The 25,223-nt window shown below is 42.1% G+C and carries 22 protein-coding genes; 7 read left to right on the forward strand and 15 right to left on the reverse strand.

The features are described from left to right. Positions 1-24 precede the first annotated feature (24 nt). The 7 genes from ACL6C3_RS17365 to fabG all read right to left on the reverse strand — a co-directional run bounded on the left by ACL6C3_RS17365 (position 25) and on the right by fabG (position 7,439). Complete coding sequence (locus tag ACL6C3_RS17365; RefSeq protein WP_413160196.1) at positions 25-1,365, reverse strand: type ISP restriction/modification enzyme; 1,341 nt, start codon at positions 1,363-1,365, stop codon at positions 25-27. Next, positions 1,362-1,751, reverse strand: coding sequence for a type II toxin-antitoxin system VapC family toxin (locus tag ACL6C3_RS17370; RefSeq protein WP_413160198.1), 390 nt, complete (start codon positions 1,749-1,751; stop codon positions 1,362-1,364). Before ACL6C3_RS17370 ends, ACL6C3_RS17365 begins: the two co-directional genes overlap by 4 nt. Next, positions 1,751-1,987, reverse strand: a complete 237-nt coding sequence (locus ACL6C3_RS17375; protein ID WP_413160199.1) for a DUF2281 domain-containing protein — start codon at positions 1,985-1,987, stop codon at positions 1,751-1,753. Before ACL6C3_RS17375 ends, ACL6C3_RS17370 begins: the two co-directional genes overlap by 1 nt. Next, positions 1,984-3,714 (reverse strand): N-6 DNA methylase, encoded by a 1,731-nt coding sequence (locus ACL6C3_RS17380; protein WP_413160201.1) that lies wholly within the window; start codon positions 3,712-3,714, stop codon positions 1,984-1,986. Before ACL6C3_RS17380 ends, ACL6C3_RS17375 begins: the two co-directional genes overlap by 4 nt. A gap of 100 nt (positions 3,715-3,814) precedes the next feature. Next, complete coding sequence (locus ACL6C3_RS17385; RefSeq protein ID WP_413160203.1) at positions 3,815-4,579, reverse strand: choice-of-anchor W domain-containing protein; 765 nt, start codon at positions 4,577-4,579, stop codon at positions 3,815-3,817. Positions 4,580-4,913: 334 nt separating this feature from the next. Beyond that, positions 4,914-6,590 carry a chaperonin GroEL gene (groL, locus tag ACL6C3_RS17390; protein ID WP_413160204.1) on the reverse strand — a complete coding sequence of 559 codons (1,677 nt, stop codon included), beginning with the start codon at positions 6,588-6,590 and terminating at the stop codon, positions 4,914-4,916. Positions 6,591-6,671: 81 nt separating this feature from the next. Next, positions 6,672-7,439 (reverse strand): 3-oxoacyl-[acyl-carrier-protein] reductase, encoded by a 768-nt coding sequence (gene fabG, locus ACL6C3_RS17395; protein ID WP_413168355.1) that lies wholly within the window; start codon positions 7,437-7,439, stop codon positions 6,672-6,674. 280 nt (positions 7,440-7,719) lie between these two features. On the opposite strand from fabG, the gene trxA reads away from it, so the two are divergent. Then, complete coding sequence (gene trxA / locus ACL6C3_RS17400) at positions 7,720-8,037, forward strand: thioredoxin (RefSeq protein ID WP_413160206.1); 318 nt, start codon at positions 7,720-7,722, stop codon at positions 8,035-8,037. Between the two features lie 209 nt (positions 8,038-8,246). Here the strand turns inward: trxA and ACL6C3_RS17405 are convergent, their stop codons facing one another. The 4 genes from ACL6C3_RS17405 to gap form a co-directional block, all read right to left on the reverse strand. Then, positions 8,247-8,951, reverse strand: coding sequence for an ImmA/IrrE family metallo-endopeptidase (locus ACL6C3_RS17405; RefSeq protein ID WP_413160208.1), 705 nt, complete (start codon positions 8,949-8,951; stop codon positions 8,247-8,249). A 530-nt stretch (positions 8,952-9,481) separates the two neighbouring features. Continuing rightward, the gene (locus ACL6C3_RS17410) at positions 9,482-9,826 is read right to left on the reverse strand and encodes a 4a-hydroxytetrahydrobiopterin dehydratase (RefSeq protein ID WP_413160210.1); all 345 of its coding nucleotides are present in this window, start codon (positions 9,824-9,826) and stop codon (positions 9,482-9,484) included. Positions 9,827-9,863: 37 nt separating this feature from the next. Further along, positions 9,864-10,361 carry a BON domain-containing protein gene (locus tag ACL6C3_RS17415; protein WP_413160212.1) on the reverse strand — a complete coding sequence of 166 codons (498 nt, stop codon included), beginning with the start codon at positions 10,359-10,361 and terminating at the stop codon, positions 9,864-9,866. Between the two features lie 141 nt (positions 10,362-10,502). After that, positions 10,503-11,525, reverse strand: coding sequence for a type I glyceraldehyde-3-phosphate dehydrogenase (gene gap, locus ACL6C3_RS17420; protein WP_413160214.1), 1,023 nt, complete (start codon positions 11,523-11,525; stop codon positions 10,503-10,505). A 679-nt stretch (positions 11,526-12,204) separates the two neighbouring features. On the opposite strand from gap, the gene ACL6C3_RS17425 reads away from it, so the two are divergent. Both ACL6C3_RS17425 and ACL6C3_RS17430 read left to right on the forward strand, forming a co-directional pair. Then, positions 12,205-13,683: a pyruvate kinase gene (locus ACL6C3_RS17425; RefSeq protein ID WP_413160216.1), complete on the forward strand. Its 1,479-nt coding sequence runs from the start codon at positions 12,205-12,207 to the stop codon at positions 13,681-13,683. Between the two features lie 135 nt (positions 13,684-13,818). Next, a complete protein-coding gene (locus ACL6C3_RS17430) occupies positions 13,819-14,034 on the forward strand; it encodes a hypothetical protein (protein ID WP_023068402.1) in 216 nt (71 codons plus the stop codon). Between the two features lie 102 nt (positions 14,035-14,136). On the opposite strand, the gene ACL6C3_RS17435 is transcribed toward ACL6C3_RS17430, so the two are convergent. Continuing rightward, positions 14,137-14,679, reverse strand: coding sequence for a Rho termination factor N-terminal domain-containing protein (locus tag ACL6C3_RS17435; protein WP_413160217.1), 543 nt, complete (start codon positions 14,677-14,679; stop codon positions 14,137-14,139). A gap of 79 nt (positions 14,680-14,758) precedes the next feature. Beyond that, positions 14,759-17,482: a cation-translocating P-type ATPase gene (locus ACL6C3_RS17440; RefSeq protein WP_413160219.1), complete on the reverse strand. Its 2,724-nt coding sequence runs from the start codon at positions 17,480-17,482 to the stop codon at positions 14,759-14,761. Between the two features lie 720 nt (positions 17,483-18,202). Here ACL6C3_RS17440 and ACL6C3_RS17445 point away from each other — a divergent pair. From ACL6C3_RS17445 to ACL6C3_RS17460, 4 genes are all read left to right on the forward strand, one after another. Continuing rightward, positions 18,203-18,721, forward strand: coding sequence for a universal stress protein (locus ACL6C3_RS17445; protein ID WP_413160221.1), 519 nt, complete (start codon positions 18,203-18,205; stop codon positions 18,719-18,721). A gap of 69 nt (positions 18,722-18,790) precedes the next feature. After that, positions 18,791-19,942: a transaldolase gene (gene tal / locus ACL6C3_RS17450; RefSeq protein ID WP_413160223.1), complete on the forward strand. Its 1,152-nt coding sequence runs from the start codon at positions 18,791-18,793 to the stop codon at positions 19,940-19,942. 261 nt (positions 19,943-20,203) lie between these two features. Beyond that, the gene (locus tag ACL6C3_RS17455; RefSeq protein ID WP_413160225.1) at positions 20,204-23,242 is read left to right on the forward strand and encodes an ATP-binding protein; all 3,039 of its coding nucleotides are present in this window, start codon (positions 20,204-20,206) and stop codon (positions 23,240-23,242) included. Beyond that, positions 23,242-24,198: a diguanylate cyclase gene (locus ACL6C3_RS17460; RefSeq protein WP_413160226.1), complete on the forward strand. Its 957-nt coding sequence runs from the start codon at positions 23,242-23,244 to the stop codon at positions 24,196-24,198. Before ACL6C3_RS17455 ends, ACL6C3_RS17460 begins: the two co-directional genes overlap by 1 nt. On the opposite strand, the gene ACL6C3_RS17465 is transcribed toward ACL6C3_RS17460, so the two are convergent. Together ACL6C3_RS17465 and ACL6C3_RS17470 are read right to left on the reverse strand one after the other, a co-directional pair. Continuing rightward, complete coding sequence (locus tag ACL6C3_RS17465) at positions 24,195-24,551, reverse strand: hypothetical protein (RefSeq protein WP_413160228.1); 357 nt, start codon at positions 24,549-24,551, stop codon at positions 24,195-24,197. The two genes, ACL6C3_RS17460 and ACL6C3_RS17465, sit on opposite strands and share 4 nt — an antisense overlap. 18 nt (positions 24,552-24,569) lie before the next feature. Further along, positions 24,570-25,115 carry a hypothetical protein gene (locus ACL6C3_RS17470; protein ID WP_413160230.1) on the reverse strand — a complete coding sequence of 182 codons (546 nt, stop codon included), beginning with the start codon at positions 25,113-25,115 and terminating at the stop codon, positions 24,570-24,572. Between the last annotated feature and the right edge of the window lie 108 nt (positions 25,116-25,223).

Consider the following 25,223-nt stretch of genomic DNA (forward strand, 5'->3'; position numbering starts at 1 on the left):
ACTCTATTCAAGTTTCCTCCTTGACTAACCCTGATGTTCTACAGTATCGGGCATTTGTTGAATTATTTCCATTGTTTTGACGCTAACAGTGCAGACTCTTTGCAATAGATCTATCACTTGTTCTTTGTAGTCGGCAAATTTGTAGGTGTTGAATTTTTCGCGGATGGTGGGGTCGCGGGGTTTCTTTTCTTTGTATTGGTCGAGTATCCATTCCAAGGCGGAACGGTTGCCAAGTTTGTACTCCCAGGCGATCGCCGGAACGCCGATGAGTTGGGTATTTTCATCGAGGATAATGATGCCTTTTGTTTTGTCGGCTTTGAGTTTGGGTTTGGGGGTGGTTTTGCTCTTGAGTTGGCTGCGGGTTAAGCCGTAGGGTTCGATGATTTCATAGTTGAGGTGCAAATTCATTAATGCTTTACCCCAGTTTACCCATTGATGGAAGTTCGGATAGAAGGGGAGGCGGGGAAATTCCCGTTTGAGGTTGAGTTCGTATTTGCTGCGGTAGGCGGGGTGGTGAAGGACGGCATAGGTGTAGTGGAAGATGTCGAGTTTGCTGATCTGATCCCCCCTGCCCCCCTTGACAAGGGGGGTGTCCGCAGGACGGGGGGATTTATAGTGGGTTTGAAATTGGGTTAAACCCCAGTCGGTGATGTTGTCGATGCGGGTGCCATTTTCATCGTAGCGGTACAGGGGTAGACATTGGGCAGCAGTTCCAACCAAATGCAGATCAGGAATATACTGGGTAGCTATAACCATAAATGGAGACTGTGTACCAGCATCGGTACAACAAATCACATAGTTTTCACCTTTTAGAATTGGAGAAAATCCATACATCTCATAGTGATTTTGAGTCAACCTATGGTTCAAAGGCTTCTCCACATATAAATATTTAGATGTGAAGGGTCTCCAGGTTGCTCTAACAATCAAATTATCTCGATAAGTGAGATGCTTCTTATTTTCTGCATGAATCTTCAATGAAGAGTTCCACTTGATTCTAAAATCATAATTTTTGACTTCAATGCTATGATTGTAAATATCTATAAAGAATCTTATCTTTTGAGACAAGTTCTTACTTGATAAGTCATAAACCCATTCATCGCTACCCGTCTCAATTCCTCTAGAAAACAACTCAAATATTGATTGAGATGCGTTCTTTTTCTTCAATTTCTTATCCAACAAAAGAATAAAGCTTTCATAATCTTGAGTTGTATCTTGATCCGTTAAATTAATCCAATTTGATTTGATATCAGGTGCAATATGCTCAAACGGAATATCTTCAAACTTTGTCCGTTCAAACCATTTGAGCTTTTCTTCCTTCGTCTGCTCATTCTGTAGCTTAAAGTAAAATATTTTTGCCTTTTTCATAATACCCATACCCTAGAAATTGGATAAGCATCAAATGCTGAGTCTCGACTTACTATAGGAAATGAGTGATTCATGGCTTGAGCAATTAGGATTCGATCAAATGGATCTTTATGATGAAGCGGTAACTGATGAAGTAGTATAGTATCTTTGATAGAAATAGGTAATAGTTTAAATCTAGTCGCTTCAAATCTATCTTCAATATCATTAAAGTCATTTTGCAAAACAATTTTTCCGATTGTAACCTTAATAGAGATTTCCCAAAAGCTAGCAATACTGACAAATACATTGTCAGTAGCCTCAATCCTATCTCGCAGAGAAGTAGGCAAGCTCTGATCATCTTCTGACAACCAGATAAAAGCATGGGTATCTAGCAAAATAGAACTCATTACATATATTCCTTAAAGTCTTCCAAAGGTTCATCAAAATCATCGGGTAATGGAAGCACAAATGTTCCTTTCATTGAACCAGCCAAACGAGGTTTATTAGGGATAGCTTCTACTGGTTCTTCAGGGGTTTCTTTGGCATACTGACTGACTAGAAACTCTGTGTAGAGAAGCACTGATTGTTTGATAGATTCAGGGAGTTTGCTAATATTTTTTAAGATGGTTGACTCTAGTGTCATTTCTTGTTCTCCTTTTCAGTTTTGACTAAAAACATCACAGCTACTCCTATTTTAATATCAAAGATTTGACCAGTGGTATCACTTGAACGAATATCACCACCAGCATCAACAACATAAATTGTATCAAACTCTCGCTCTATAATTTTTCTAAAGCCGTCCAATGCTTTTGCATCAATAAATGAGCGATTGGTAATCAAGGCAATGATACCGTTTTTCCCGAGTCTATCCGATGCCCATCTAATAAAACGTGTGTACATATCATATACAGCATTTTGATTTTGTGCTTTTCCATGCTTAATATATGTGGCTTTAATTCGCTTATCGACTTCTGTATATTTCCGATTGGCATTATCTTGATTAAAATTTTCCTGCCAAGCGTTGTAGGGAGGATTTCCAATAATCACTGAAATTGTCCGACTATTTTGTTCTTGAATTCTGGCTGTATTCTGCACGCTCATGGCAAACAGATCAAGCTGCTTTCCTGCAAACCCGCAATGATCCAAAGTATCCACCAAACAAATATTTTGAAACTCCTCATATTTCCCCATCTTTTGCTGGTAGGTAAACTCGATATTCAAATTGGCAATATAATAGGGTAAAATCGCCACCTCATTACAGTGAATTTCATGCTTATATTTATGCTCCAACTTATCAGCGGGTAAATATTCAATCAATTCCGTCACATAAGTACCCGTACCCGTACAAGGATCGAGAATCTCCACCCCCGGATCGCTCAACAACTTCCCAAAGTGCTTGTGTACCAAATAATCCGCACTTTCAATCATAAAGCGGACAATTTCATTGGGCGTATAAACAATCCCCAACCGGTCCGCCGCTTTCGGATTATACGCCTTGTAAAAATTCTCGTAAACCGCCTTAAGAAACTTCTGCTTTTCGTGGTGGTTGGCGATATTTTCCGACTTGCGACGAATCACCGCATAGTAATGTTCGATGCTTTTGAGCGTGTTTCTGCGGGTGGCTCCGGTGAAAAACGTGTTGACAATCTCCGAGATTTCTCGGCCAATATTATTTTCCCGATGAAACTGCGACTCGTGGAAAATATTGGTAAAAATATCCTCCGTGAGAATGTGTTGAATCAGCATTTCATGGATGTCAAAAATTTCAATTTCCGGGTTAATTGACTGGCGACAAACCGCTAAAAAACTGTTGCGGCGTTCCCGAAATTTTGTATTATTGGCTTCCTGCTGTGTTATAATCTGTCGTAACGCTTCTATAATGTGGGGAATGTCTTCTTTGAATTTGGCGATCGCGGAGCGAAAGTCCCGAACTTCCGGGCGTTCGTAGTCTACAAAGGTTGAGATCAGCCCGTCGAGCGCTTCGGAATCCCCCATCGAAACCCGCAGCTGTTCCCGACTGTGTTGAATCAGAATGGCGGTTTGGGAGTCTTCAAAGAGAATATTTTCGTCGGGATAGCCCAACTCCAGTTTTTTCTCGATCTCTTCGTCGAGGTGATCATACTGGTCTTTGCTCTCCCACCAACCATGCTCCAAGCGGATGGCATCTTTCACCGTACCATCGGGAAAAACGGTGGTGTTGAACTTGGTTTTGTAGTCCAGTTCGGGAATCAGCAGATAGTTGCGGGGTTTGCAATATTCGTTCAGCAGACGCTCAAAAGCATTGCGAATGCTGGTTTCCTTGCGAGAACCCCCATAGCGAATGATTTGTTCAACTTCTGCGTGATACTGCGTGACCAGCAATCTGGACATAAAAAACCACTGCAATTCATCTTTTTATTTTATCCCTCTCCCCCAACTTTAACTCAACCTGTTACAATCGAATTGGAAATGCGATCGCCAATTCTCTTAATTAACCCTTCTGAGAGCGGCGCAAACCCTTCATAGCCAAACCCACCAGACCAACGGACAACAAAGACATAGAAACGGGTTCGGGTACTTTAGCCAACTCGTCTTCTATAGGTACATTGCCGAGTTTGAGTTGAAATGCGAGTTGGGAACGATGGGGTGCCGTTTTATCGCTTAGGTTTTTGGCGTCTCCCGTCCAGAACATCGTCGTTGTTCCCGTCAGGGTGAACGTTTCATCAAGATCGGTGAGCCACAAATATTGAGAACTATTCCAATAGTCGCAACCGCTAGCATCGGTACAGGCGAAACTGGAATTTTCCGCGATCGCCATACCATTGAGAAAGAGATTATCAACCACAACGCTGTTATCTGTCTTGCGAGCGGTGGTGCGAATAAACAGGTCTTTGAAACTGTCGGCGATGCTGTATTCCAAAGTCTGCCCGCCTATTATATAGGTTAGCAGATTGTTGGCAAAAGTCAAACTAAAATCCACCCCTTCCCCGCTCACCCAGTCAAAAGAACGGTATTGAGTCGGAACGGTTTGACCCCCATTTTCATTATCGTAGTGGATATTAAATTCATGTTCTGCCGCCCCGGAGAGGTCGCCAATGCGTCCTTCTGCGGCGACACCGATGGTGGCATCCAGTTCGTCGAAAGCGGCTTCCCCGTCAATAATACCCCCAAAAGTAAAAGCGTTTGCGGCTGTGGGTGCTGCTAAAAATCCAATTGTTGTGGCTGCAACTGCGAAAAATGATTTGTAGTTATTCATCTACTTTCATCCTTGAGGCTATTTCTAACTGTTCTTATTGTTTGTCTATAGCTCTCAGTTTAAGCCACAAAAAAGCTGATTGACCATCAAAAATTTTATATTTTACTCAATCTTTAAGTGATTTATGGGTTTGTAAAAATAACTGTTTTTAGCTGTTTATTTTGCAGTAATTTTATCCAAAAATATTCGGAATAACTGTGAAAAATAATCGTAAGTTTCAGTATGTTTTCGGAATAATCCTCGCCCAAGAAACAATAAAAAACAACCCCAAAAAATAGGGTTGCTGTGAATGAATGATAAAACTCGGACATAAACTGGTTAAGGGGAGAGCGGCTTACATCATCCCCATGCCGCCCATGCCCATGCCGCCCATACCCATACCGCCCATGCCGCCCATGCCGCCCATGCCGCCCATATCGGGAGGAGCGGCGGGTTTCTTCTCGGGCTTCTCAACAACTAAGGCTTCGGTGGTTAAGACCATTCCGGCAATAGAACCCGCATTTTGCAGCGCCGAACGAACAACCTTCGCCGGATCGATAATCCCCGCTTTAATCAGGTCTTCGCATTCACCGGTGAGGGCATTGTAACCCACATTAAAGTCGGTTTCCCGAACCTTCTCAACAATAACAGCACCTTCTGCGCCGGCATTATTGGCAATTTGACACAGGGGAGCTTCCAAAGCTTTGGCGACAATTTTAGCGCCAATCTTTTCCTCTCCAACCAATTCATCGAGCATTTCGTCAATTTTTTTCGCCAAATGAATTAAAGTCGTACCGCCACCGGGAACAATTCCTTCTTCAACTGCGGCTTTGGTGGCGTTGAGAGCGTCTTCAATTCTCAGTTTACGAGATTTTAACTCGGTTTCTGTGGCCGCCCCAACTTTAATCACCGCCACACCGCCGGCGAGTTTGGCAATGCGTTCTTGCAGCTTCTCTTTATCGTACTCCAAATCCGTCTCCGCCCGTTGTCGGCGCAGTTGTTCGATGCGGGTTTGGATATCGGCTTTATTCCCGGAAGCGACAATGGTAGTTTTGTCTTTTTCGAGGGTCACTTTGTCGGCGGTTCCCAACATTTCCAGGGTTACCGCATCCAAACTCAACCCGATGTCTTCGGAAATCACCTGACCGTTGGTGAGAATGGCGATATCTTGCAACATTGCTTTCCGGCGTTCCCCAAAACCGGGGGACTTGACGGCGGCGGCATTTAACACGCCTCTAGCTTTGTTAACCACCAAAGTCGCCAGCGCTTCTCCTTCGATATCTTCGGCGATAATCAGTAAAGGCTGACCCGCCCGGGCGATTTTTTCGAGGACTCCAACTAAATCCTGAATGGCGCCAATTTTCTTATCGACGATCAGAACCCGGGCATTTTCGTACTCGGCCAACATCCGTTCCGGATCGGTAACAAAATAGGGCGACAGATAACCGCGATCAAACTGCATCCCTTCGACAACATCCAATTCCGTTGTCAAAGACTTGGACTCCTCAACGGTGATCACGCCGTCTTTGGTAACTTTATCCATCGCCGAAGCGATCATCTCGCCAATTTCGTGATCGTTTCCCGCCGATACGGTGGCAACCTGGGCGATCGCATCCCCTTCGATGGGTTTGGCGACGGCTTCTATTTCGGCTACCAGACGGTTAACGGTTTTTTCAATGCCCCGACGTAAGGATACGGGGTTGGCGCCTGCGGCAACGTTTTTTAAGCCTTCAGCAACCATTGCTTGAGTTAAAATTGCGGCTGTGGTTGTACCATCTCCGGCGACATCGTTGGTTTGGGATGCTGCTTCTTGAATGAGTCTGGCACCCGTATTTTCTAGGGGATCGGGGAGTGTAATTTCTTTGGTTACGGTAATCCCATCATTAACAATATCTGGCGCACCAAATTTCTTCTCTAATAATACATTTCGACCTTTCGGGCCAAGGGTAACGCGCACGGCATCCGTGATCGCGTTAATTCCCTTTTCCAGCGCCCGTCTTGACTCTTCGTCAAACGCAACAATTTTAGCCATGTAACGACCGTTAGCTCTCCACCTTGTCAATTTAGCACTCTTAGCTTATGAGTGCTAGTTGGTGGAAACCGTACAAGAGTTTTAAGCCATGACCATTCCCCCGTCTACATTAAACACCTGACCGGTGATGTAGGCGGCGGCGGGGTCTGCGGCTAAAAACCTGACCATTCCGGCGACTTCCTCGGGTTGACCGTAGCGACCGAGGGGGATAAATTTTAGAATATCTTCGGTATTTTTTAGGTCTTTGGTCATGTCGGTTTGGATAAAACCGGGGGCGACGGCGTTGACGGTGACACCCCGACTGGCGAGTTCTTTGGCGACGGTTTTGGTAAAGCCGATTACGCCCGCTTTGGCGGCGCTATAATTGGCCTGTCCGGGGTTTCCCATCTGACCGGCGACGGATGCAATATTGATGATTCGCCCCGATCGCTTTTTCAACATAATTTTACTCACGGCCCGGGTGCAGAGAAAGACTCCTGTGAGGTTGAGGTCGATGACGGCCTGCCATTCTTCGGGTTTCATCCGCAACAGTAGGGTATCGCGGGTGATGCCGGCGTTGTTGACGAGGATATCTATTCGCCCCCATTTTTCCATGACGGTTTCGATCAGCTTATCGACTTGATCGGCTTGGGAAACGTCAGCTTGCAGGGCGATCGCTTCTCCCCCGGCGTTGGTAATTTCTCCGACGAGTTCATCGGCGGCGCCGGAAGAACTGGCGTAGTTCACCACGATTTTAGCGCCCTGACCGGCTAAGGCGATCGCGATCGCCCGACCAATTCCCCGCGATGCTCCTGTAATGATAGCAACTTGTTCTTTTAGATGTTGTAGGGTTTCGGGTAAAACGTCCATTGAGAGTTCCTCTGCGATTTTTTTACGGTCAAACTTTCCATCATAGAGGTTAACAGCTTTTGACACCAAGAGAGAATTAAAATTTCTTCATAAACTGTGATTTCTATTAAGATTATGGTGGTTCGATATAAACTGAATTTAAAATGAAGTTTGAGCCGATTCAAAAATTAGTCAAGTCTTGATTTGGGCGATTTTAAAGATAAAAATACCCTGTAAAGACAGTCAACTCGGATTGGCTCAGATTATAATACAAGCATCAAGTTAGAGGGAGTTTCTCTCCATGTCAGTTAAAAAGACGTTTGGCAGCTTTAAAGAACTTCTAGAGGGTTCGGATCTTCCGGTTTTAGTCGATTTTTATGCCACTTGGTGCGGCCCCTGTCACATGATGGCGCCGATTTTGGAGGAAGTCAATCGGGAAATGAATCAACAAATCCGAATTGTTAAAATTGACACGGACAAATATCCACAGATTGCGTCTCAATATCACATTGAAGCTTTGCCGACTTTGGTATTTTTTAAAAACGGTCAACCTGTCGATCGCATTGAGGGAGTTGTACGGGCGCCGCAATTGATTCAACGGTTGTACGGTTTGCTCTAAATTAATTTTTTAGGTTGGGGAAATCTAGAGAAGGACAGGGATTTTAAGGGGAAGGGACTGGGGAAGATTGGGTTTGAGTATTTTGGGATGAATTGAAGTGTAAATCGCATCTGTCGCCGCTGGCAATTGTCTCAACAAGTCAGAGGAATTCTAGCCGGAATGGAGACTTCTCAGGCTAATTTTGATCGCTCAGTTGAGGGGGTGAAAAATTACTTTTTGAGTTCTTGGGGCATTCTCAGACTGCTGTGTAATTTTCCTTGAGCGTGTTGATTGAGAAACTGTTGGTGTTGTTTGAGGATTTCGGCGCCGGGATAAATGGTGCGTTCTCCGGGGCGAATTTGAATCCAGCCCAAATCTTGCAGGCGACAGACTAAATTTGAGATGCTGACCCCCAATTCTTGACGCATTTCATACAGGTGTGACCATTTGGTTAAGTTGCGACCGAGGCGTTTCTGCTCCATAATGTAACGGGGCATGAGCAAGCAACTGGCAAAATATTGAGCCTGCCATTCGATAGAGGCGATTTGGGTGATGGTCGTCTCGGAGCGACAAACGAAGGGTTGCTCGGCTTCTGTGGGGGCTTGCAGAATCGCTTGATGGTTGACGTGTAAGACCCAATGGCCGATTTCGTGGGCGAGGGTTGATTCGATGAATCCTTGCGGTTTGTCGAGGATGTCTTCGTTAATTTCGATCAGTCGTTCTCTGGGTAAAATCCGGGCGGCAATTGGCCCTTGGTCGTCGGGTTCGATCACATCCCAAACGACGCCCAAATCGAGAAAATCAGCCACTAAGGAACCATCAAACGGCCAGATGGGTGCAAAGTTTTTGCTGGTTTGCATCTGTTCTAAGATGCGGTTGGCTTGACGTTCAATAAACGCCTTCGTGTGAAAACGATACGGTTTTAGTAGGTTCACCTCGGCTTTTTCCTCCCCTGCACAAAACTTCTATCCGGCTAAAAAACTAACAAGATTTAACCGGATAAATATGAGAACAATCGACTCAGTTTTGAGCTTGCCAATAAAATTTTGAGTCTTAAATTTTGGTTTCTATTGATTGGCGAAAACCCTTTCAAGTTCGAGCAATGTTTAACCCCAGTTCACAGTGCCAAATTACGGTGCCAAATTACAGTACCAAACTGCTGAATCACTGTTATAAAAATGAATATATATTTTGTAACACATTTTCCCCCGGCTGTCAAGGTCAATGACTCGTACCCTTGGCATGATGCTTAATTGATTGGGACGGGGAACGGTGGCTGTTTGTAATACATTCTGATTACAATTTTCTCAAATGGATTGAAAATTTTCTCGCTTTCGGTCCACATTTTCACAAAAAAAGTTGAATAAAAATTGATTTGTAGGTCAAAGAATTTGAAGGATGACAGAAAAAGGTTCGCCGAGTGACAGCGAACACTTGATTTTAACTTTTATTGAGTTGGAGTCGATCAGAAGTTTTGAGCAATTTCATCGGTTTTAGCAGCCATAATAAAATCATTGCGATGTAACCCGGAAATCGCATGAGTCCACCAAGTAACGGTTGTTTTTCCATATTCGGTGGTAATTGAGGGATGATGTCCTTCGGATTCGGCTGCATCTCCGACTTTTTTTGTAAATTCCAAAGCGGTTTTAAAGTCTGGAAATTTGTAAGATCGCTGTAAACGGTCTTCGTCTTGGTTATCGATTAAATCCCATTGGGGAATTTGGGGTTTAAGCTGTTTAATTTCGTCTGGGGTGACGGGTTTTGAATCTTTGGTACAGGCTTCACATTTTTGTTGGGTGAGTTGTGCCATAATATCTACCTAAATGTTATTGTTGTTATCTCTAATTTTAAAGGTTGCTTTTTTCCTTTAATCCCAACTCAAAGGTGATCTCGTGAACGCCGGGAATGGCTTTCACTTCTTCGACAATGTTTTGAGCAGTTTGTCTATCTTTAACGGTACCGGAGAGAATCACGGAACCGTTGGATACCATCGCCACTAAATCTTCTTGAATCTCGGATTTAATGGTGTTTTGAATTTCGCGATCGCTAAGTGTTTGAGAGCGGTTTAAATCTTCTTGAACGTACTCAACACCGCTATACTGACCGCCACCGGGATTGAGTTTTAAACGTTCATCAAGCTGTCGCTGTTGGGGAGTCTTAAGCGCACTATCGGGAGTTCCCAAAGCACCTAAAAACGGGGTTGCCAGAGCGGATGAACTCTGAATGAAAGTGAGTAATAAAACTGCAAATAAAGTGACAGCAGAGCCAAATAAGCGATGACGCTGGATTAGTAAAGGAACTGCAAATCCAACGGCAATAATTCCTAAGAGTAAATAAAAATCCATGAGGAAATCTCCTCCTTTTGTCTGCGTTCTCCAGCTTTAAATTAAGCCATTATGTTCTAGGATAGATCCTCAACATACAAACAAGGATCTTCCTAGAGGAACAAATTTTAGGCTCTCAAGTTAGAGAATTTTGGTAAAGATTTAGGCGGGTTGTAGTTCTTTAATGCGTTTAACCATCTGCACGGCTTGGCGAACCATTTGGCTGGCATAACCCCACTCATTATCATACCAACTCATCACTTTAACTAAATCTCCATCAATCACTTGAGTCATACTCAAATCAACAATGGAAGCGCGAGTATCGCCAATAATATCGGAGGAAACCAATTCATCATCGGAAGCGCCTAAAATGCCTTGATATTGTTCGTTACCCGCTTCTTCTCGGAAGATATTATTAACTTCTTCAATGCTGGTTGGACGTTCGGTAACGAGGGTAATATCAGTAATTGAACCGACGGGAGTGGGTACGCGGACTGCTGAACCATCAAATTTATTTTTAAATTGGGTTAATACTTGAGTTGTGGCTTGAGCGGCGCCGGTGGAAGTGGGGACTAAATTCTCGGCTGCGGCTCGTCCTCGCCGCCATTTTTTATTGGGTTCATCAACTAAGCCCTGGCTGGCGGTGTAGGCGTGAATTGTGGTCATTGCTGCTTTTTTGATGCCAATTCGACGACCCAAAACTTCGACAACGGGGGTAATACAATTGGTGGTACAACTCGCACAAGAAATGATTTTATCGGACTCAGAAATTTGATTGACTCCATTAACAATTGTTGGAATTCCTTCGCTTTTGGGCGGGGCGGATAATATTACCCGTTTTGCACCGGCTTGTAGATGTTTTTCTAAGTCAGGTTTTTTGGTAAAGATTCCGGTACATTCAAAGACGATATCGACGTTTAGATCCTGTTTTCCCCAGGGGAGTTGAGCGGGGTCTTTTTCTTGGTAAACGGGATATTCTTTACCTGCGACAACTAAGCTATTTTTGGTATTTTCGACGGTTTTAGAACATTTGCCATAGACGGTATCGTATTTGAGTAAATAAGCCAGTTGTTCTGCGGAAACAATATCGTTAACACCGACGACTTCTAACTCGGGAGTATCGAGTAAAATTTTGAAAACTGCCCGACCAATCCGACCCAATCCATTAATTGCAACTCTTGCCATAATTGTATCTCCAATTGACTTATAAATGTGATCTTTTGTCGATATTTTTAGGCTAAATGTTTGTCAATTTATCGCCTTCTATCTAGAGGATGAGGTTACTTTTTTTGTCCGGTTTTTTGTTCGAGTTGCTGTAAGATGACTTCAAATTATTTGAGGAAACGAACTCGGGAAAATAACAACCCGGGAAATTGAAGTTGAAAAGCTACGGGTATAAGGTTCTGAGTCGGTTAATTCTCAAATCCGAGCGATCCGATGATAAATGAATTACCCGATGGCATAAGTTTATGCAATTAAATGTATTTTAATGATGAGTATATTGTATCAATTCCGGTTGCAAAGATTGATAAATCTCAAAAAAACTTAATTCTAGGTTTGAGGAACGTGTGAGCTAGAAAATGAAAGGTTTTTTGATGGACATAAATATCAAACAGCCTGAGTCTATTCCAGCTTGAAGAATATTAGGTCGTCCCGGATTCGACTACACCGAACTCGATTTCTACCTTAGGAAAAGGAATTGCAAAATTGCATCTTCCGAGCGACAGAGTTTGTGTTAGAATAAGGGTGAAAATTTTTTGAGTAAAGATCGACAATCCTTTTAAATCTACCTCGGGGAACACGAAGGAAATTCAACGGACATGATAATGTGAAGCGTAAGCCCGAGGAATCACAGGAGGTTGGTATGGATAAAGCTGACTTAAAAAGTTTACTACATACGCTACAACAGTTGCGCCAGTCTGTCGAGGAAGAAGGTAGAAAACTCTATGAAAAATGGCGACCCAATATCACCCAACGAGCATTTACAATCAGTGCATTAAATCTCGCTCACTATCTGATTTTAAGACACCATGACTTGCGACCCATTCAACGGGAATTAATGCCTTTGGGGTTGTCTTCTTTGGGACGCTGCGAAGGTCGAGTGATGGAAAATTTAGATGCAACAATTGCCGCTTTGGGAACCCTTTGTCAAGTTGACCCGGAGAGTTTACCTCAACGTCCTTCGACTCATGCCTTTTTTCGCGGAGAACGCTTCCTTGACCGCCAAACTCAACAACTTTTGGGAGCATCTTCATCGGAACGTCGGGTGCGGATTATGGTAACTTTACCCTCAGATGCGACAGAAAATTATGAATTTTTTGTCAAAATTTTGCAGCGGGGAGTTAATTGTGTACGAATTAATTGCGCCCATGATAGCCCTAAAGAATGGGAAGCGATGATTGATAACTTGCATTGGGCCGAATCGGAAACCGGAAAATCCTGTAAATTATTGATGGATTTGGGCGGAATTCAACCTCGCACCGCCGATGTAATTACTCCAGAAAATGAAAATCGCTTACATTTAGGCGACCGCTTTTTTATGAGTAAAAATAAACCCGAGCCTAATGGCGAATTTTCCTTTCAAACCCGTTGTACAATTCCCGAAATTCTCGATCAAGTTAAAGAAGGACATATGGTTTGGATTGACGACGGTCAACTGGGAACTCGGGTGGAGTCCGTTCGGGAAGATGGTGTTGTATTAGAGGTGATTCAAGCCCGATTGGAAAAGGGAGAAAAGCTCAAAAATGATAAAGGAATGAACTTTCCCGATACGGAAGTTTATTTTGATGCTTTGACTGAAAAAGATTTAAAAGATTTGGATTTTATTGCGTCTCATGCGGATATTATTGGATATTCGTTTGTACAAGAAGCCTCGGATATTAAGCGATTGCAGCACGAACTTGAAGCCAGAAATCCCGGTCACACAATCGGTTTAATTGCTAAAATTGAAACGGAAGTTGCGATTAAAAATTTACCGGAATTGATTGTTCAAGCGGCAGGTCATCAACCCTTTGGGGTAATGATTGCTCGGGGGGATTTAGCCGTTCAAATTGGCTATCAACGTTTGGCAGAAATGCAAGAAGAAATTATGTGGATGTGTGAAGCGGCGCACATTCCGGTGATTTGGGCGACTCAGGTTTTAGAGAATTTGGCGAAAACCGGAATTCCTTCCCGTTCAGAAGTTACTGATGCGGCGATGGCTCAACGTTCGGAATGTGTGATGTTGAATAAAGGGCCGTTTATTGAGGAAGCGGTGATGATTTTAGATGATGTTTTGCTGCGAATGCAAGCCCATCAAATGAAAAAAACTCCCCAGTTGCGGGCTTTACATTCTTGGGAATAATTAAGAGTATCAGAGGATAAATAGAGATAAATAGAGAGTATCCCGAGCGATTTAGATTTTATAGAACTTAAGATAGATGACAGAATTTCATAAATCGTAGATACTCTCTAAAGTAGAGTCAAACTTGATAAAGCTATGATTTTTTTAGAAAACAAACAAACCGGAAACTTGGTAAAAGTTTTGGATGTAACGGCATTGGCTGACCCGAATAAAAGTCAGATTTCCGGGAGAGTTCAAGCCGGAGAAGAAGAACAACCCCCGGAATTTATGGAGAAAGAAAAACTTGTTTTTCCTTCCGGTGAAAGTTTACCTCGTTGCTGGGTAGATGCTGATTATCGTCATTCTAACTAGAGCTTTTCAAAATAACAAACTCTTTATATGGCGTAGAAAATACATTTAATTGGAGGTTGTAGTTCGATTCCCCCGTCGTCTACTTCCTCCTGTTGTTGTTATTTAACGAGAATTTTCCGCTTCTTCTATCGCGTCATAAAGTTGCGACTTATCCATTTTACTCCGTCCTTCTATGTCTAATTCTTGCGCTTTTTGGTAAAGTTCTCGCTTGGTAAGTTGAGAGTCATCAGCGTGTTGAATTTCGCGCATGACTCGCTTGACGGCGGTCGTCCATTGTGCATATTGTTCTCCTTGTTGAGAAGCGGACCGCTTTTTTTCTTCGACTTCTTGCTTTTCTTTCTCGCTCAAACGTTCCCAAACTTCTTGGGGTAAATACCGTTTGGTTTGATTATTTTTTCGGGCGTTTTCATCCCCTTCTTGGGTTTGCCAATTTTGCTCTGTCCAGTCTTCTAAAGAACGAGCCGCGTCATCTTTTTCGCCTTGATAACCTCCGCCCCGTTTTTCGTATTCCTGCACAAGTAACTGACTTTTTCTCGCTGACCATTGTCCGGGTTTTCCGCCTTTGTCAGACTCCATGATTTCTTGTTTGATTTCACGCCGTAAGTCTGGCTTAGTATATTTTTCGTTGTAGTTTTTATTACTCATTTTGGTGAATTAATTGCTGTTCTTTCATCTAGCCTAAAGAAAATATGCTCTTGAGAAAACTGACTGGGGATAGATTCATTTACAATGCAAACCATCTCTGAGGAATGATTGCTTTGAGTATCTGTCCGATGACTAACGGAATTAAACTTCCGGCTAAAATGAATCCCCATCCTTGCAAACCGGGATTAACGATTTTTAACACATTTGCTAGGGGAGAAAAATAAACAGCCGTCAACAGTAAACCCGTACAAAGTAAAAGTGCTAACCAGACATAACGGTTCGTTGTGACTTCATTTTTTAACAGTCCAGAGTTAGAATCCCGCATATTAAAAACGTGCCACAGGCGACCAAAAGCTAAGGTTAAAAATGAGATGGTAACGGCTTTCTCTTCTTTCATTCCCAAACGACTTAAACACAGCCAAAATACCCCCAAAACGATTAGCGCAATAATAACGCCATACAGCACAATTGCCATCCAATGACGGCGGGGTAAAATCGGTTCGCTGCGATCGCGGGGCTTTTGTTTCATCAGGTTAGAACTTCCTTCTCCTACGCCCAAAGCTAACGCCGGAAAGACATCGTTAATAGCGTTTAGAAATAAAATTTGCAAGGGTAATAAGGGTAACGGAGCGCCCACCAACGAAGTTGCAGCCACCGCAATAATTTCGCCCATATTTCCCGAAAGCAAATACAGCGTAAACTTGCGAATATTCCCAAAGATTGCCCGCCCCTGTTCGACCGCAGCAACAATACTGGAAAAGGCATCATCTTGCAATACCATATCTGCCGCTTCTTGCGCCACTTGCGTTCCCCGTTCTCCCATCGCAATGCCAATATCTGCTTTTTTTAATGCGGGTGCGTCGTTAACACCATCTCCGGTCATGGCAACAATAGCATTGTGCTGTTGATGTAGGGTCACTAAATTTAATTTTTGTTCGGGACTAACGCGAGCAAAAATCGGAACTTGTTGTAATTCTTGCTTTTGTTGTTTGGATAAATTATCGAGAGATTGAAGTTCCTCGCCCCGTCTGGCTTCGGCTTCTTGTTCGGTGGTTAAACCCACAGCCAAGCCAATATTACGGGCGGTAACGGGTTGATCTCCCGTCACCATGATCACTCGAATTCCTGCATCGTGGCACGCTTTTAGGGAATTTTTAACCTGTTCTCGGGGGGGGTCAAGTAATCCCACTACACCCAAAAGGGTAAGATTTTCATAGGGTTCGGCTTCCGAATTGTCTGTATTTTTAGACGCAAAGGCGAGAATTCTTAACCCTTCTTTTGCCAATTGATCGCAGCGTTCCCGCCAAGTGTTTTTGTCGTCTTCGCTTAAATCTTCAACGCCTTCTGAGGTTAATTGTTGAGTACAAACCTCGAGAACTGACTCGGGAGCGCCTTTAACAGCAAAACGATAACCTTGTTCGTCTTCGTGAATGGTTGCCATCATTTTTGTATCGGAATCAAATGGCACGTCTCGAACTTCGGAATAGGTTTCTAATAGTTCTTGGCGGCGAAGCTCTCCTTTTGCCCCGGCAACTAATAGGGCGACTTCCATCGGATCGCCAGTGGGTTTATCTTTGTGTTCGTTAAATTGGGGTAAGCTGGCTTTATTACACAAAACTCCCACTTCTAAGAGGGAGCGCAAACCGTCGTTTTCTTGGGGATTTATTGATTGTTCGTCTTGGGTAAATTCTCCTTCAAGTTCTAATGCTTCTCCGCTCACTTTGACGATGCCAGAATTTAACGCAATTTGCGCAACGGTCATGCGATTTTCGGTTAAGGTTCCGGTTTTATCGGTGCAGATAATATTGGTGGCTCCGAGAGTTTCTACCGCCGATAAACGGTTGATTAAAGCGTTGCGTTTTGCCATGCGCCACATTCCTCGCGCCAGGGCGACCGTCGCCACAATGGGAAGTCCTTCAGGAACCGCAGCAACCGCCAAAGCGATGGCAGTTTGTATCATTAAAAATAATTCTTTTCCCCCAATAATTCCCGCTCCCGCCACCAGTGCAGCTACAACTAATGTTACCCAAATTAAATTTTGACCGAGTTTTTTGAGTCGCTGTTCTAAGGGGGTAGATTCTTGTTCCGCTTCGGCCGTCATTGCGGAAATATGACCGAGTTCGGTCTTCATTCCGGTTGCGATGACAACTCCTTCGCCCGAACCCCGTGTAATTGCTGTTCCTTTAAACAGCATATTTTTGCGTTCGGCGAGGGGAAGATCGCCTTCTAATGCTTCTGTTGTTTTACTGACGGGAACGGATTCTCCGGTTAAAGCGGACTCATCTGCTTGCAGTTTTGATGCTTCCAAAACGCGCACATCTGCCGGAACTAAATCCCCACTTTCAAGAACAACAATATCACCGGGAACAAGTTCTTCAGCCGAAATTTCTTGAACTTTTCCATCCCGTCGAACGTTGGCTTTTGTCTTGCTGAGTTGTTGCAGAGACTCCATCGAATTGACGGCTTTTAGTTCGGTAAAAAAGCCAATCACTGTGTTTAAAAGAATCGCAATAATAATAGCAACCCCTTCGACCCAATCTTGAAAAGCAAAGGAAAGAGCGGAGGCGATCGCTAATAACCCAATAATAGGACTTTTAAATTGATCGATGAAGATTTGCCAGGTACTCCGGTGTTTGAGTTTTTGTAAACGGTTGGGGCCGTATTTTTCTTGTCTTTTTTTGACCGTAGAACCGGAGAGTCCCTGGTTGGTTTCAACAGAAAGTTTGTTCAGGTTTTCTTCTGCTGAATGGGAGCTAGTCCACCGAAGATCTAACTGTTCCTGCTGTTCTTGAGTTTGGGTCATGGGGGGTTAACCGAATAGGGATAGAATGTGAAACTTTTAAAGTTTATAAGTTTTATCAGGCTAAGTTTTTAGAGGAAGAAGGACGATTGTTTGTTTTGGGAGTGATGGAATTTTGAGGAAAATTTACAATCGCAACTCCACCTAAATTTGCAGCTTGATAGTTGTATCGTTCTACTAAAAAATTTGATAGGGTTTGCCGACAGTTTAAGCAAAACCAACAGATTGTGTGCTGGCAAACATGACGGGTTAATTCTCCCGAGCAGATCGGACAGATAATCATTTTTTAACAGGGTTTAATGATAGGGTTGAAGATTCAAGCGGACTGGAGAGCCGACATCAGTCGCGAGTCGAGAATTTCTTCATCGATCTTCTACTCATCCCGGATTCGTTTTTAAAGTATAAATTTGGGATTTAAAGACAACTTTTAATATACAATTATAAATTGCAGAGTTCTTCTATCTCAAGACAGAGGTTCGGTCAAAAGCAGAGAAAGATCCTATTATTGTAAAGGGTTACGGGATATTCTATAGGCTATCATCTCTTTCTCAAGTTGCCATCTCTCAAGAGGAATATTTTGGTAAAATAGGCTTTGATTTAAGCAGGATACAGAGAAATCCTTCTTGTGACAGAAGGAGTTAATTGTTGTTGATGTTACCGTAGTAAATAAGAGATTTTTAATTGTTTTAATAGGTCGATATAGAGAAGTTACCGTCGAAAAATATGAGTTACAATAAAGTATTAGCCGCATTAGATCGTTCTTCCCAAGGAGAAGATGTATTTCAACAAGCGTTAGATATTGCTCGCACTCAAAACGCTGAACTTTTGCTGATTTTTTGTATGCAAAGGTTGGAACAAATGCCAACCGTACCCCCGGTAGAAGCAACAACGGGAACGGGTTTACATCCTTTAATGAGAATGTATCCGGCTATGAGCGAAACCGAGGTGTTACAAACCACCGAACAAGAGATTAAAAGAGCGAAAGAAGAAGCAGATCGCTGGTTGCAAAATTATCAAATCCAAGCTGAAGATCAAGGCGTTCACGCTCAATATCAATGTGTTTCGTTTGCGGGAAATCCCGGCGAACAAATTTGTAAAATGGCGAAGGAATGGAATGCAGATTTAACGGTTGTTGGTCGCACAGGTCGCACAGGTTTAGAAGAAGCTTTTCTCGGAAGTGTGAGTAATCATGTGGTTCACCACGCGCCTTGTTCGGTGTTAGTTGTGCAGGATAACAACTGACGGAATATTTTTGAACTTCTTAAAAGTTTAAGATTTTTTGGAAAATTGACGAGATAGGAGAAATTAACTATGGCTACGAATCAAATCGCTAAAATTCAAGAATACGACCAAAGCATTTGGATGGATTATCTAAATCGCAGTTTGATTGAATCGGGAGATTTAGAAGATTTAATCAAAAATCTAAACATCCGAGGAGTAACCTCTAATCCTGCTATTTTCAAGTCGTCAATCATCGGAAATGAAAGCTACGATGCGGATATCAAAGCGGGGATTGAGAAGAATCAGTCGGTTGAAGAAATCTGCACAAATTTAATTTTTGATGATATTCGCCGAGCTTGCGATATCTTTCGTCCGATTTACGATGAAACTCAGGGATTAGATGGCTATGTTAGCATCGAAATTCCCCCCGATCTGGCGCGAGATACTCAAAAAACAATTTCCGAAGCTCGACGGTATTTTAACGAAATTAATCGTCCGAATGTGATGATTAAAATTCCGGGAACTCCCGAAGGAATTCCGGCAGTAGAACAGGCAATTTCTGAAGGAATTAACGTTAATATCACCCTGTTATTTTCTGTTGACAGTTATCTGGCAGCCGCCCAAGCTTATATTCGCGGATTAGAAACGAGAGTAAGTAACAATCAACCGATTGATTCTATCGCTTCAGTTGCCAGTTTCTTTCTGAGTCGAATCGATGTTAAAGTTGATGAATTGATTGACGAAAGAATTAAAAAAATTGGCACCGAAAACTTAAACGAAGAAGCGCGATTGGATGAAATTAAAGGGAAAGTAGCGATTGCTAATGCTAAAATTGCCTATCAAAAATATAAGGAAATTTTTGGTAGTGATCGCTGGAAAGCATTGCAAGAAAAAGGTGCAAATGTTCAACGGTTACTGTGGGCGAGTACGAGTACCAAAAATCCGGAATACAGCGATGTAATGTATATCGATGAATTGGTCGGGAAAAACACAGTAAATACAATGCCTCTAAAAACTCTCCAAGCTTGCGCCGATCACTGTCATCCTTCCGGGGATAAAATAGAAACAAATGTGGATCGTGCTTATCAGTTGATGGAAAGTCTGCAAGATCCGGATATTCAAATTGACTTAGATCGGGTGATGTCGGAACTCTTGGAAGAAGGAATTGATAAGTTTACTCAACCTTATAATGAGTTGATGAAGTCTCTCGAAGAAAAAACGCAACAACTCGCCACCGTCTAGCAACAAATCTGATTTAACCTAAATATCCAAGATCTGGGAGGTTATTAACAACCTCCTGGTTTTTTTTGCTAAATATTTAGATTTTCGGGTCTTTCTGTTGTAATTCTTCATCAAGCTGATTTTCTGATGATCTCATAAGTTGAGAAACGATGTTGAGTGGGGGAACGGTTCACGGAGTGGGGGTGTGAAACTCCGATTTGAACATCAGTCTGATCGAAATTATAATGAAATGCACCCACACAATTTAATGACCTTTATCAAATGCCAGATATCAACTTTGAATATTGCGAACCCATTGATCTGACCAACTGCGATCGCGAACCTATCCATATTCCCGGTCAGATTCAACCTCATGGAGTTCTCCTCACATTTCAAGAACTTGAGCTAAAAATCTTACAAGCCAGTGAAAATACTATCAATTTTTTAGGAATTGAGGCTGAATCGCTACTAGGAAAAACATTAAATGAGATTTTTGTCCATGCCGATATTGAGTTTCTAACCCAAATCGTTTCCGAGATTGATCTTGATTATTTTAACCCGTTTGAAATTCACACAAAAATCCCCTCACCCCATTCTCAATTTGAAGGGGTGATTCATCGAATAGATAGTGTTTTCTGTTTGGAGTTAGAAATTAAATCCAATTCTCAAAGAAGTTATCCGCTTAGTTTTTACCACTTACTCAAAGCTTCGGTTAAAAATATCGTCAATGTTGCTAGTTTTCAAGAGTCTACAGAACAGTTAGTTTGGGAGATTTATAAACTTACGGGTTACGATCGCGTAATGATTTATCAGTTTGAAGATGATGGCAATGGAGTGATTATTGCGGAAGCTAAAAAAGAGATACTAGAATCCTATTTGGGTTTGCATTATCCGGCTTCTGATATCCCTTTGCAAGCGAGAAAGTTATACAGTTTAAACTGGTTACGTCTGATTGTTGATATCAATTATAAACCTGTAGATATCGTTCCGGTTCTCAATCCCCTGACGAATGAACCTTTAGATTTAAGTCATTCCGTGCTGAGGAGTGTTTCTCCTATCCACGTAGAATATCTCCAAAATATGGGTGTGGCGGCTTCTTTATGTATTTCTTTGATTAAAGATGAGCAACTGTGGGGAATGATTGTCTGTCATCATTATGAACCGAAATATGTCAACTATGAAACTCGCAAAGCCTGTGAATTTTTAGGACAGTTTATGTCGATTGAACTGTTTAAAAAACATTACAAAGAATCAGAATATTATCAAGATAAAGTTAGAGAATTACAAAAAGACTTTAAAAAAAGTTTATCGAAACAACCGCCAAATATTAATGCGTTTCTCCAGAATAATGGAGAGCGTTTGTTATCTCTAGTGAATGCCAGCGGAATTTTGATCGCTCTTGAAGATGAATTGATCATTTTTGGAAATACACCTCCAACCGACTCGGTAAAAAAGTTGTTAAATTGGTTGAAGCTAAATCATCAAGTCGAACTGTTTCAAACGAGCAATATTAGTGAAATTTATCCCGAATTTTCTCTCTATCAAGAGGTCGCTAGTGGGATTTTAGTCATCTCTATTTTCTCCTTAAATACTTCCTATCAAATTGTCTGGATCAGACCGGAAAGAACTCAAACCGTAACCTGGGCTGGAAATCCCAATAAACCCGTTATTTTAGCAGAGGATGGAACGATGCAACTCTCTCCGCGTCGGTCTTTTGAAGCGTGGAAAGAGACGATTAAAGGCTGTTCGCTTCCCTGGAAAAAAATAGAACTTGATGCCGCTTTAGAACTAAGAAATATACTGATGCTGACGGCTTTACAGTCTTCTCAGTCTGCCCTCGAACAAGCGGCTCAACGGGCGGAAATTGCCAACCAAGCCAAAACCGAATTTTTAGCAAATATGAGCCATGAAATTCGCACTCCTATGAATGCTATTTTAGGGTTTTGTGACTTACTTCAAGGATTAGTCACTGAACCCCGCCAACGTTCTTATCTGGAGTTAATTGCTGCGAGTGGACAGTCATTACTCGATCTGATTAATGATATTCTTGATCTCTCCAAAATCGAAGCCGGAAAATTTCAACTCCACTACGAACCCTTAAATTTACGACAGTTAATAGCCGAAATTCAACAAATTTTTACCCATCGAGCCAAAGAAAAGGGATTGTCTCTGATCAGCCAAATTGATCAAACCGTTCCGCAAGGTATTTATTTTGATAGTATACGTTTGCGGCAAATCCTCTTTAATGTCTTGGGAAATGCGATTAAATTTACCGAGCAGGGTTTTATTCAAATTTCGATTCGCGCTCAAGTTTATACTAAAGAAAACATCCCTAAAGTTTGGCTAGAAATTGCGATAACCGATACCGGAATTGGGATCGCTAAAGACCAACAAGACGATATTTTTGAAGCCTTTGTTCAAAGTGAAGGTCAAAGTACGCGCAAATACGGAGGAACGGGTTTAGGATTAGCAATTACTCGCCGTCTCACCACTTTATTGGGGGGAACATTGATGCTACAAAGTCAACTTGGTCAGGGGAGTAGCTTCATTTTTGTGTTTCCGGAAATTGAGGTGAGTGATGCACTTTTGGACTCGGAGACTGTTTCATTGGTTGATGAAGACTTAAACCAATTTGAGAATTCAACAATATTAGCCGTAGATGACGTATACTCGAATTTACAACTGATTCAAGGTTATTTTGAGGGAACTCAACATCGTTTGCTGTTGGTACAGGATGGTCAAAGTGCAATTCAAGTTGCTCAAGCGGAACAGCCGGATGTAATTTTGCTGGACTGGCGAATGCCAAATCTAGATGGACGAGGTGTATTTAATGCTCTCAAACAACATGATAAAACTCAAAATATTCCTATATTTATTGTCACGGCTTCTGTTCTCAGACAAGACTATCTTGATGTACAATTGCTGTGTCAAGGGGTGCTTCACAAACCGATTAATCGCGCTCAACTTGTTAGCGCTTTAAAAAATGTTCTTCCGTCTACCACGAGCCAATCAACTACCACTTCTGAGACTGCCATATCTCAACCCCAGACAACTCAAGACATAGAAAATCTGCCTCAACTGCTTGAAAAACTCAATCAAGAAAAAACGGTTTGGCAAAAGTTAAAAATTACCCTAAAAAGGCGTGAAGTTCAGGCTTTCTATGAACGATTACAAGCCTACGGAGCGGAACATCAATGTCAAATTTTGCTTGATTATGCTCAAGAATTGTCAGCCGAAATAGAGGCTTTTGATTGGCAAAAAATTCCAGAAACTATCGATCAGTTTCCTACTATTTTAAAACAAATTGAAATTCAAAAATAATGAGTTTTAATCCCCATAATTTTCTCATCTTAGTGGTTGATGATATCACTAGAAATCTGCAAGTGCTTGCTGATATGTTAGAGCAAGTGGGCTATGAAGTCACATTTGCAACTAACGGTCAACAAGCCCTAGAACGGGCGAAACTTGCTGAACCCGATTTAATTTTACTGGACTTGATGATGCCGATTATGAATGGTTTAGAAGTTTGTCATAAATTAAAAGCCGATGAAAAATTGTGCGAAATTCCGGTTATTTTTATCACAGCCAGCGAAGAAAGGGAGCATTTATTAGAAGCTTTTAATCAGGGAGCAGTGGATTATATTACTAAACCCTTTTATCCCCCCGAACTGTTGGCTCGCGTGCGAGTTCATCTGGAATTAAAATATACTAAAGATGAACTCAAAAAAACGGCAGCTACTTTGGAAAAGCTCGCCATTACCGATCCTTTAACAGGAATTTTCAACCGTCGATATTTGATGTCAATTGCGGAGAAAGAATATCAGGGTGCAATTAATTATAAGCGGCTTTTTTCTATTGTGATGCTGGATATTGATCATTTTAAAAAGATTAATGATACTTACGGACATATTGTTGGCGATCAAGTGCTAAAAACCATGACTAAGGAGGTACACAGCTTTCTGCGAAAGGGGGATAGTTTTGGGCGGTTTGGAGGGGAAGAATTTGCGATTATTTTACCCGAAGCCGATCGGAAAACGGCTCTGAAAATAGCCGAACGTCTGCGAGAAGCGATCGCCACTCTCTCGATCCCAGTTTCTAACTCTAATTCTCATTCTAATCTTGAGATTAAAATTACCATCAGTTTGGGAGTGACCACTTATAGTTTTGATGATGAAAAACTCGATGAAATGTGGATACGAGCCGATAATGCTTTGTACAAAGCCAAGAGCAAAGGACGCAATCAAGTTTGTAGTATTTCTGCGCCTTTCAAGTCCTAAATTGATGGGGTGGCGGTTTGGGGGGTAATACATTGTGAACCGGGGGGATCTTCGCCTGCGGAAACAACAACAAAATTTCCTATCTCGATATGTTCGCTATCATCGAGGAGAATTACCCCCACTTTGTCCGCGTCTAAATTAAACGTAATTCCAAGCAAATCTTTGGGGAAACCGATCAGTTCATCGACTTTTACATTTGGCAAGCCGGAGACCGTTGCAATCCCACTATAAACCGATTGTACGATACCAACTTTCCGACTTACAAGCTGGGGTTCATGCTTCTGCAACACCCGATCAAACGAGTAAAAAGTCTCATCTAAAATGGATTGCAACGATTCAGAATTTGGGGTCATAAATGCTGATAAAATTCACTACAGAACGCGGGTAAAATCGGCTACGATGACCGTTTTATCTCTGAATTCGGCTTCCAGTTCTCGTTGAAGATCTAAGTCCCAAGTCAGATCGTAATCGCGCTCCAATTCTGTGATGTTAAACCGACGAACCTCTCCGGTCACTTGCACGTTTTCGCCATCAACAATCGGTTCTGTTTGATTATCGACTGAGATCACAAGTACCTCCTCTTCGTCAAATAAATTATCTTCATCCTGCAATACGAAGGAATTTAAACTGACGACGTTTTCGACTTCACCGCTAATTGTAACCGTTTCGCCGATAAATTCTTCGGTGTCATCTTTGATTTCCTCAACAGAAGTTACGGTTTCTACTGGTTCAGGATCGTTTGTGATGATATTGTCATCTTGGGTATTTAGAGCGTTATTTTCATATCCATCGCAAGCAACTAAAGCGCCGGATATCAAGACCATTGCTAATGCTGAACCGCTCTTTTTCCAGTTGGTCGCAATCCGTTGAATTAAACTTTTTTCCTGTTTTTCTGTTTTTAATGTGTTAAAGTTCATAATAATGAATTACTCCTGTCTATATTAGAAGTCCAATCTAGGGTTAAACTTGATAACCCGATTAACTTTATATTAGGAAAATAATCGTTAATCTCCATCTATCGAAAT

The sequence above is a fragment of the Capilliphycus salinus ALCB114379 genome (genome assembly GCF_047276495.1).
GTDB classification, from domain to species: domain Bacteria; phylum Cyanobacteriota; class Cyanobacteriia; order Cyanobacteriales; family Microcoleaceae; genus Capilliphycus; species Capilliphycus salinus.

Bases quoted from the DNA above. Each gene is read 5' to 3' on its own strand.
- ACL6C3_RS17365 (WP_413160196.1), bottom strand. From the start codon at position 1,365: ATGAAAAAGGCAAAAATATTTTACTTTAAGCTACAGAATGAGCAGACG.
- ACL6C3_RS17370 (WP_413160198.1), bottom strand. From the start codon at position 1,751: ATGAGTTCTATTTTGCTAGATACCCATGCTTTTATCTGGTTGTCAGAA.
- ACL6C3_RS17375 (WP_413160199.1), bottom strand. From the start codon at position 1,987: ATGACACTAGAGTCAACCATCTTAAAAAATATTAGCAAACTCCCTGAA.
- ACL6C3_RS17380 (WP_413160201.1), bottom strand. From the start codon at position 3,714: ATGTCCAGATTGCTGGTCACGCAGTATCACGCAGAAGTTGAACAAATC.
- ACL6C3_RS17385 (WP_413160203.1), bottom strand. From the start codon at position 4,579: ATGAATAACTACAAATCATTTTTCGCAGTTGCAGCCACAACAATTGGA.
- groL (WP_413160204.1), bottom strand. From the start codon at position 6,590: ATGGCTAAAATTGTTGCGTTTGACGAAGAGTCAAGACGGGCGCTGGAA.
- fabG (WP_413168355.1), bottom strand. From the start codon at position 7,439: ATGGACGTTTTACCCGAAACCCTACAACATCTAAAAGAACAAGTTGCT.
- trxA (WP_413160206.1), top strand. From the start codon at position 7,720: ATGTCAGTTAAAAAGACGTTTGGCAGCTTTAAAGAACTTCTAGAGGGT.
- ACL6C3_RS17410 (WP_413160210.1), bottom strand. From the start codon at position 9,826: ATGGCACAACTCACCCAACAAAAATGTGAAGCCTGTACCAAAGATTCA.
- ACL6C3_RS17415 (WP_413160212.1), bottom strand. From the start codon at position 10,361: ATGGATTTTTATTTACTCTTAGGAATTATTGCCGTTGGATTTGCAGTT.
- gap (WP_413160214.1), bottom strand. From the start codon at position 11,525: ATGGCAAGAGTTGCAATTAATGGATTGGGTCGGATTGGTCGGGCAGTT.
- ACL6C3_RS17425 (WP_413160216.1), top strand. From the start codon at position 12,205: ATGGATAAAGCTGACTTAAAAAGTTTACTACATACGCTACAACAGTTG.
- ACL6C3_RS17430 (WP_023068402.1), top strand. From the start codon at position 13,819: ATGATTTTTTTAGAAAACAAACAAACCGGAAACTTGGTAAAAGTTTTG.
- ACL6C3_RS17435 (WP_413160217.1), bottom strand. From the start codon at position 14,679: ATGAGTAATAAAAACTACAACGAAAAATATACTAAGCCAGACTTACGG.
- ACL6C3_RS17440 (WP_413160219.1), bottom strand. From the start codon at position 17,482: ATGACCCAAACTCAAGAACAGCAGGAACAGTTAGATCTTCGGTGGACT.
- ACL6C3_RS17445 (WP_413160221.1), top strand. From the start codon at position 18,203: ATGAGTTACAATAAAGTATTAGCCGCATTAGATCGTTCTTCCCAAGGA.
- tal (WP_413160223.1), top strand. From the start codon at position 18,791: ATGGCTACGAATCAAATCGCTAAAATTCAAGAATACGACCAAAGCATT.
- ACL6C3_RS17455 (WP_413160225.1), top strand. From the start codon at position 20,204: ATGCCAGATATCAACTTTGAATATTGCGAACCCATTGATCTGACCAAC.
- ACL6C3_RS17460 (WP_413160226.1), top strand. From the start codon at position 23,242: ATGAGTTTTAATCCCCATAATTTTCTCATCTTAGTGGTTGATGATATC.
- ACL6C3_RS17465 (WP_413160228.1), bottom strand. From the start codon at position 24,551: ATGACCCCAAATTCTGAATCGTTGCAATCCATTTTAGATGAGACTTTT.
- ACL6C3_RS17470 (WP_413160230.1), bottom strand. From the start codon at position 25,115: ATGAACTTTAACACATTAAAAACAGAAAAACAGGAAAAAAGTTTAATT.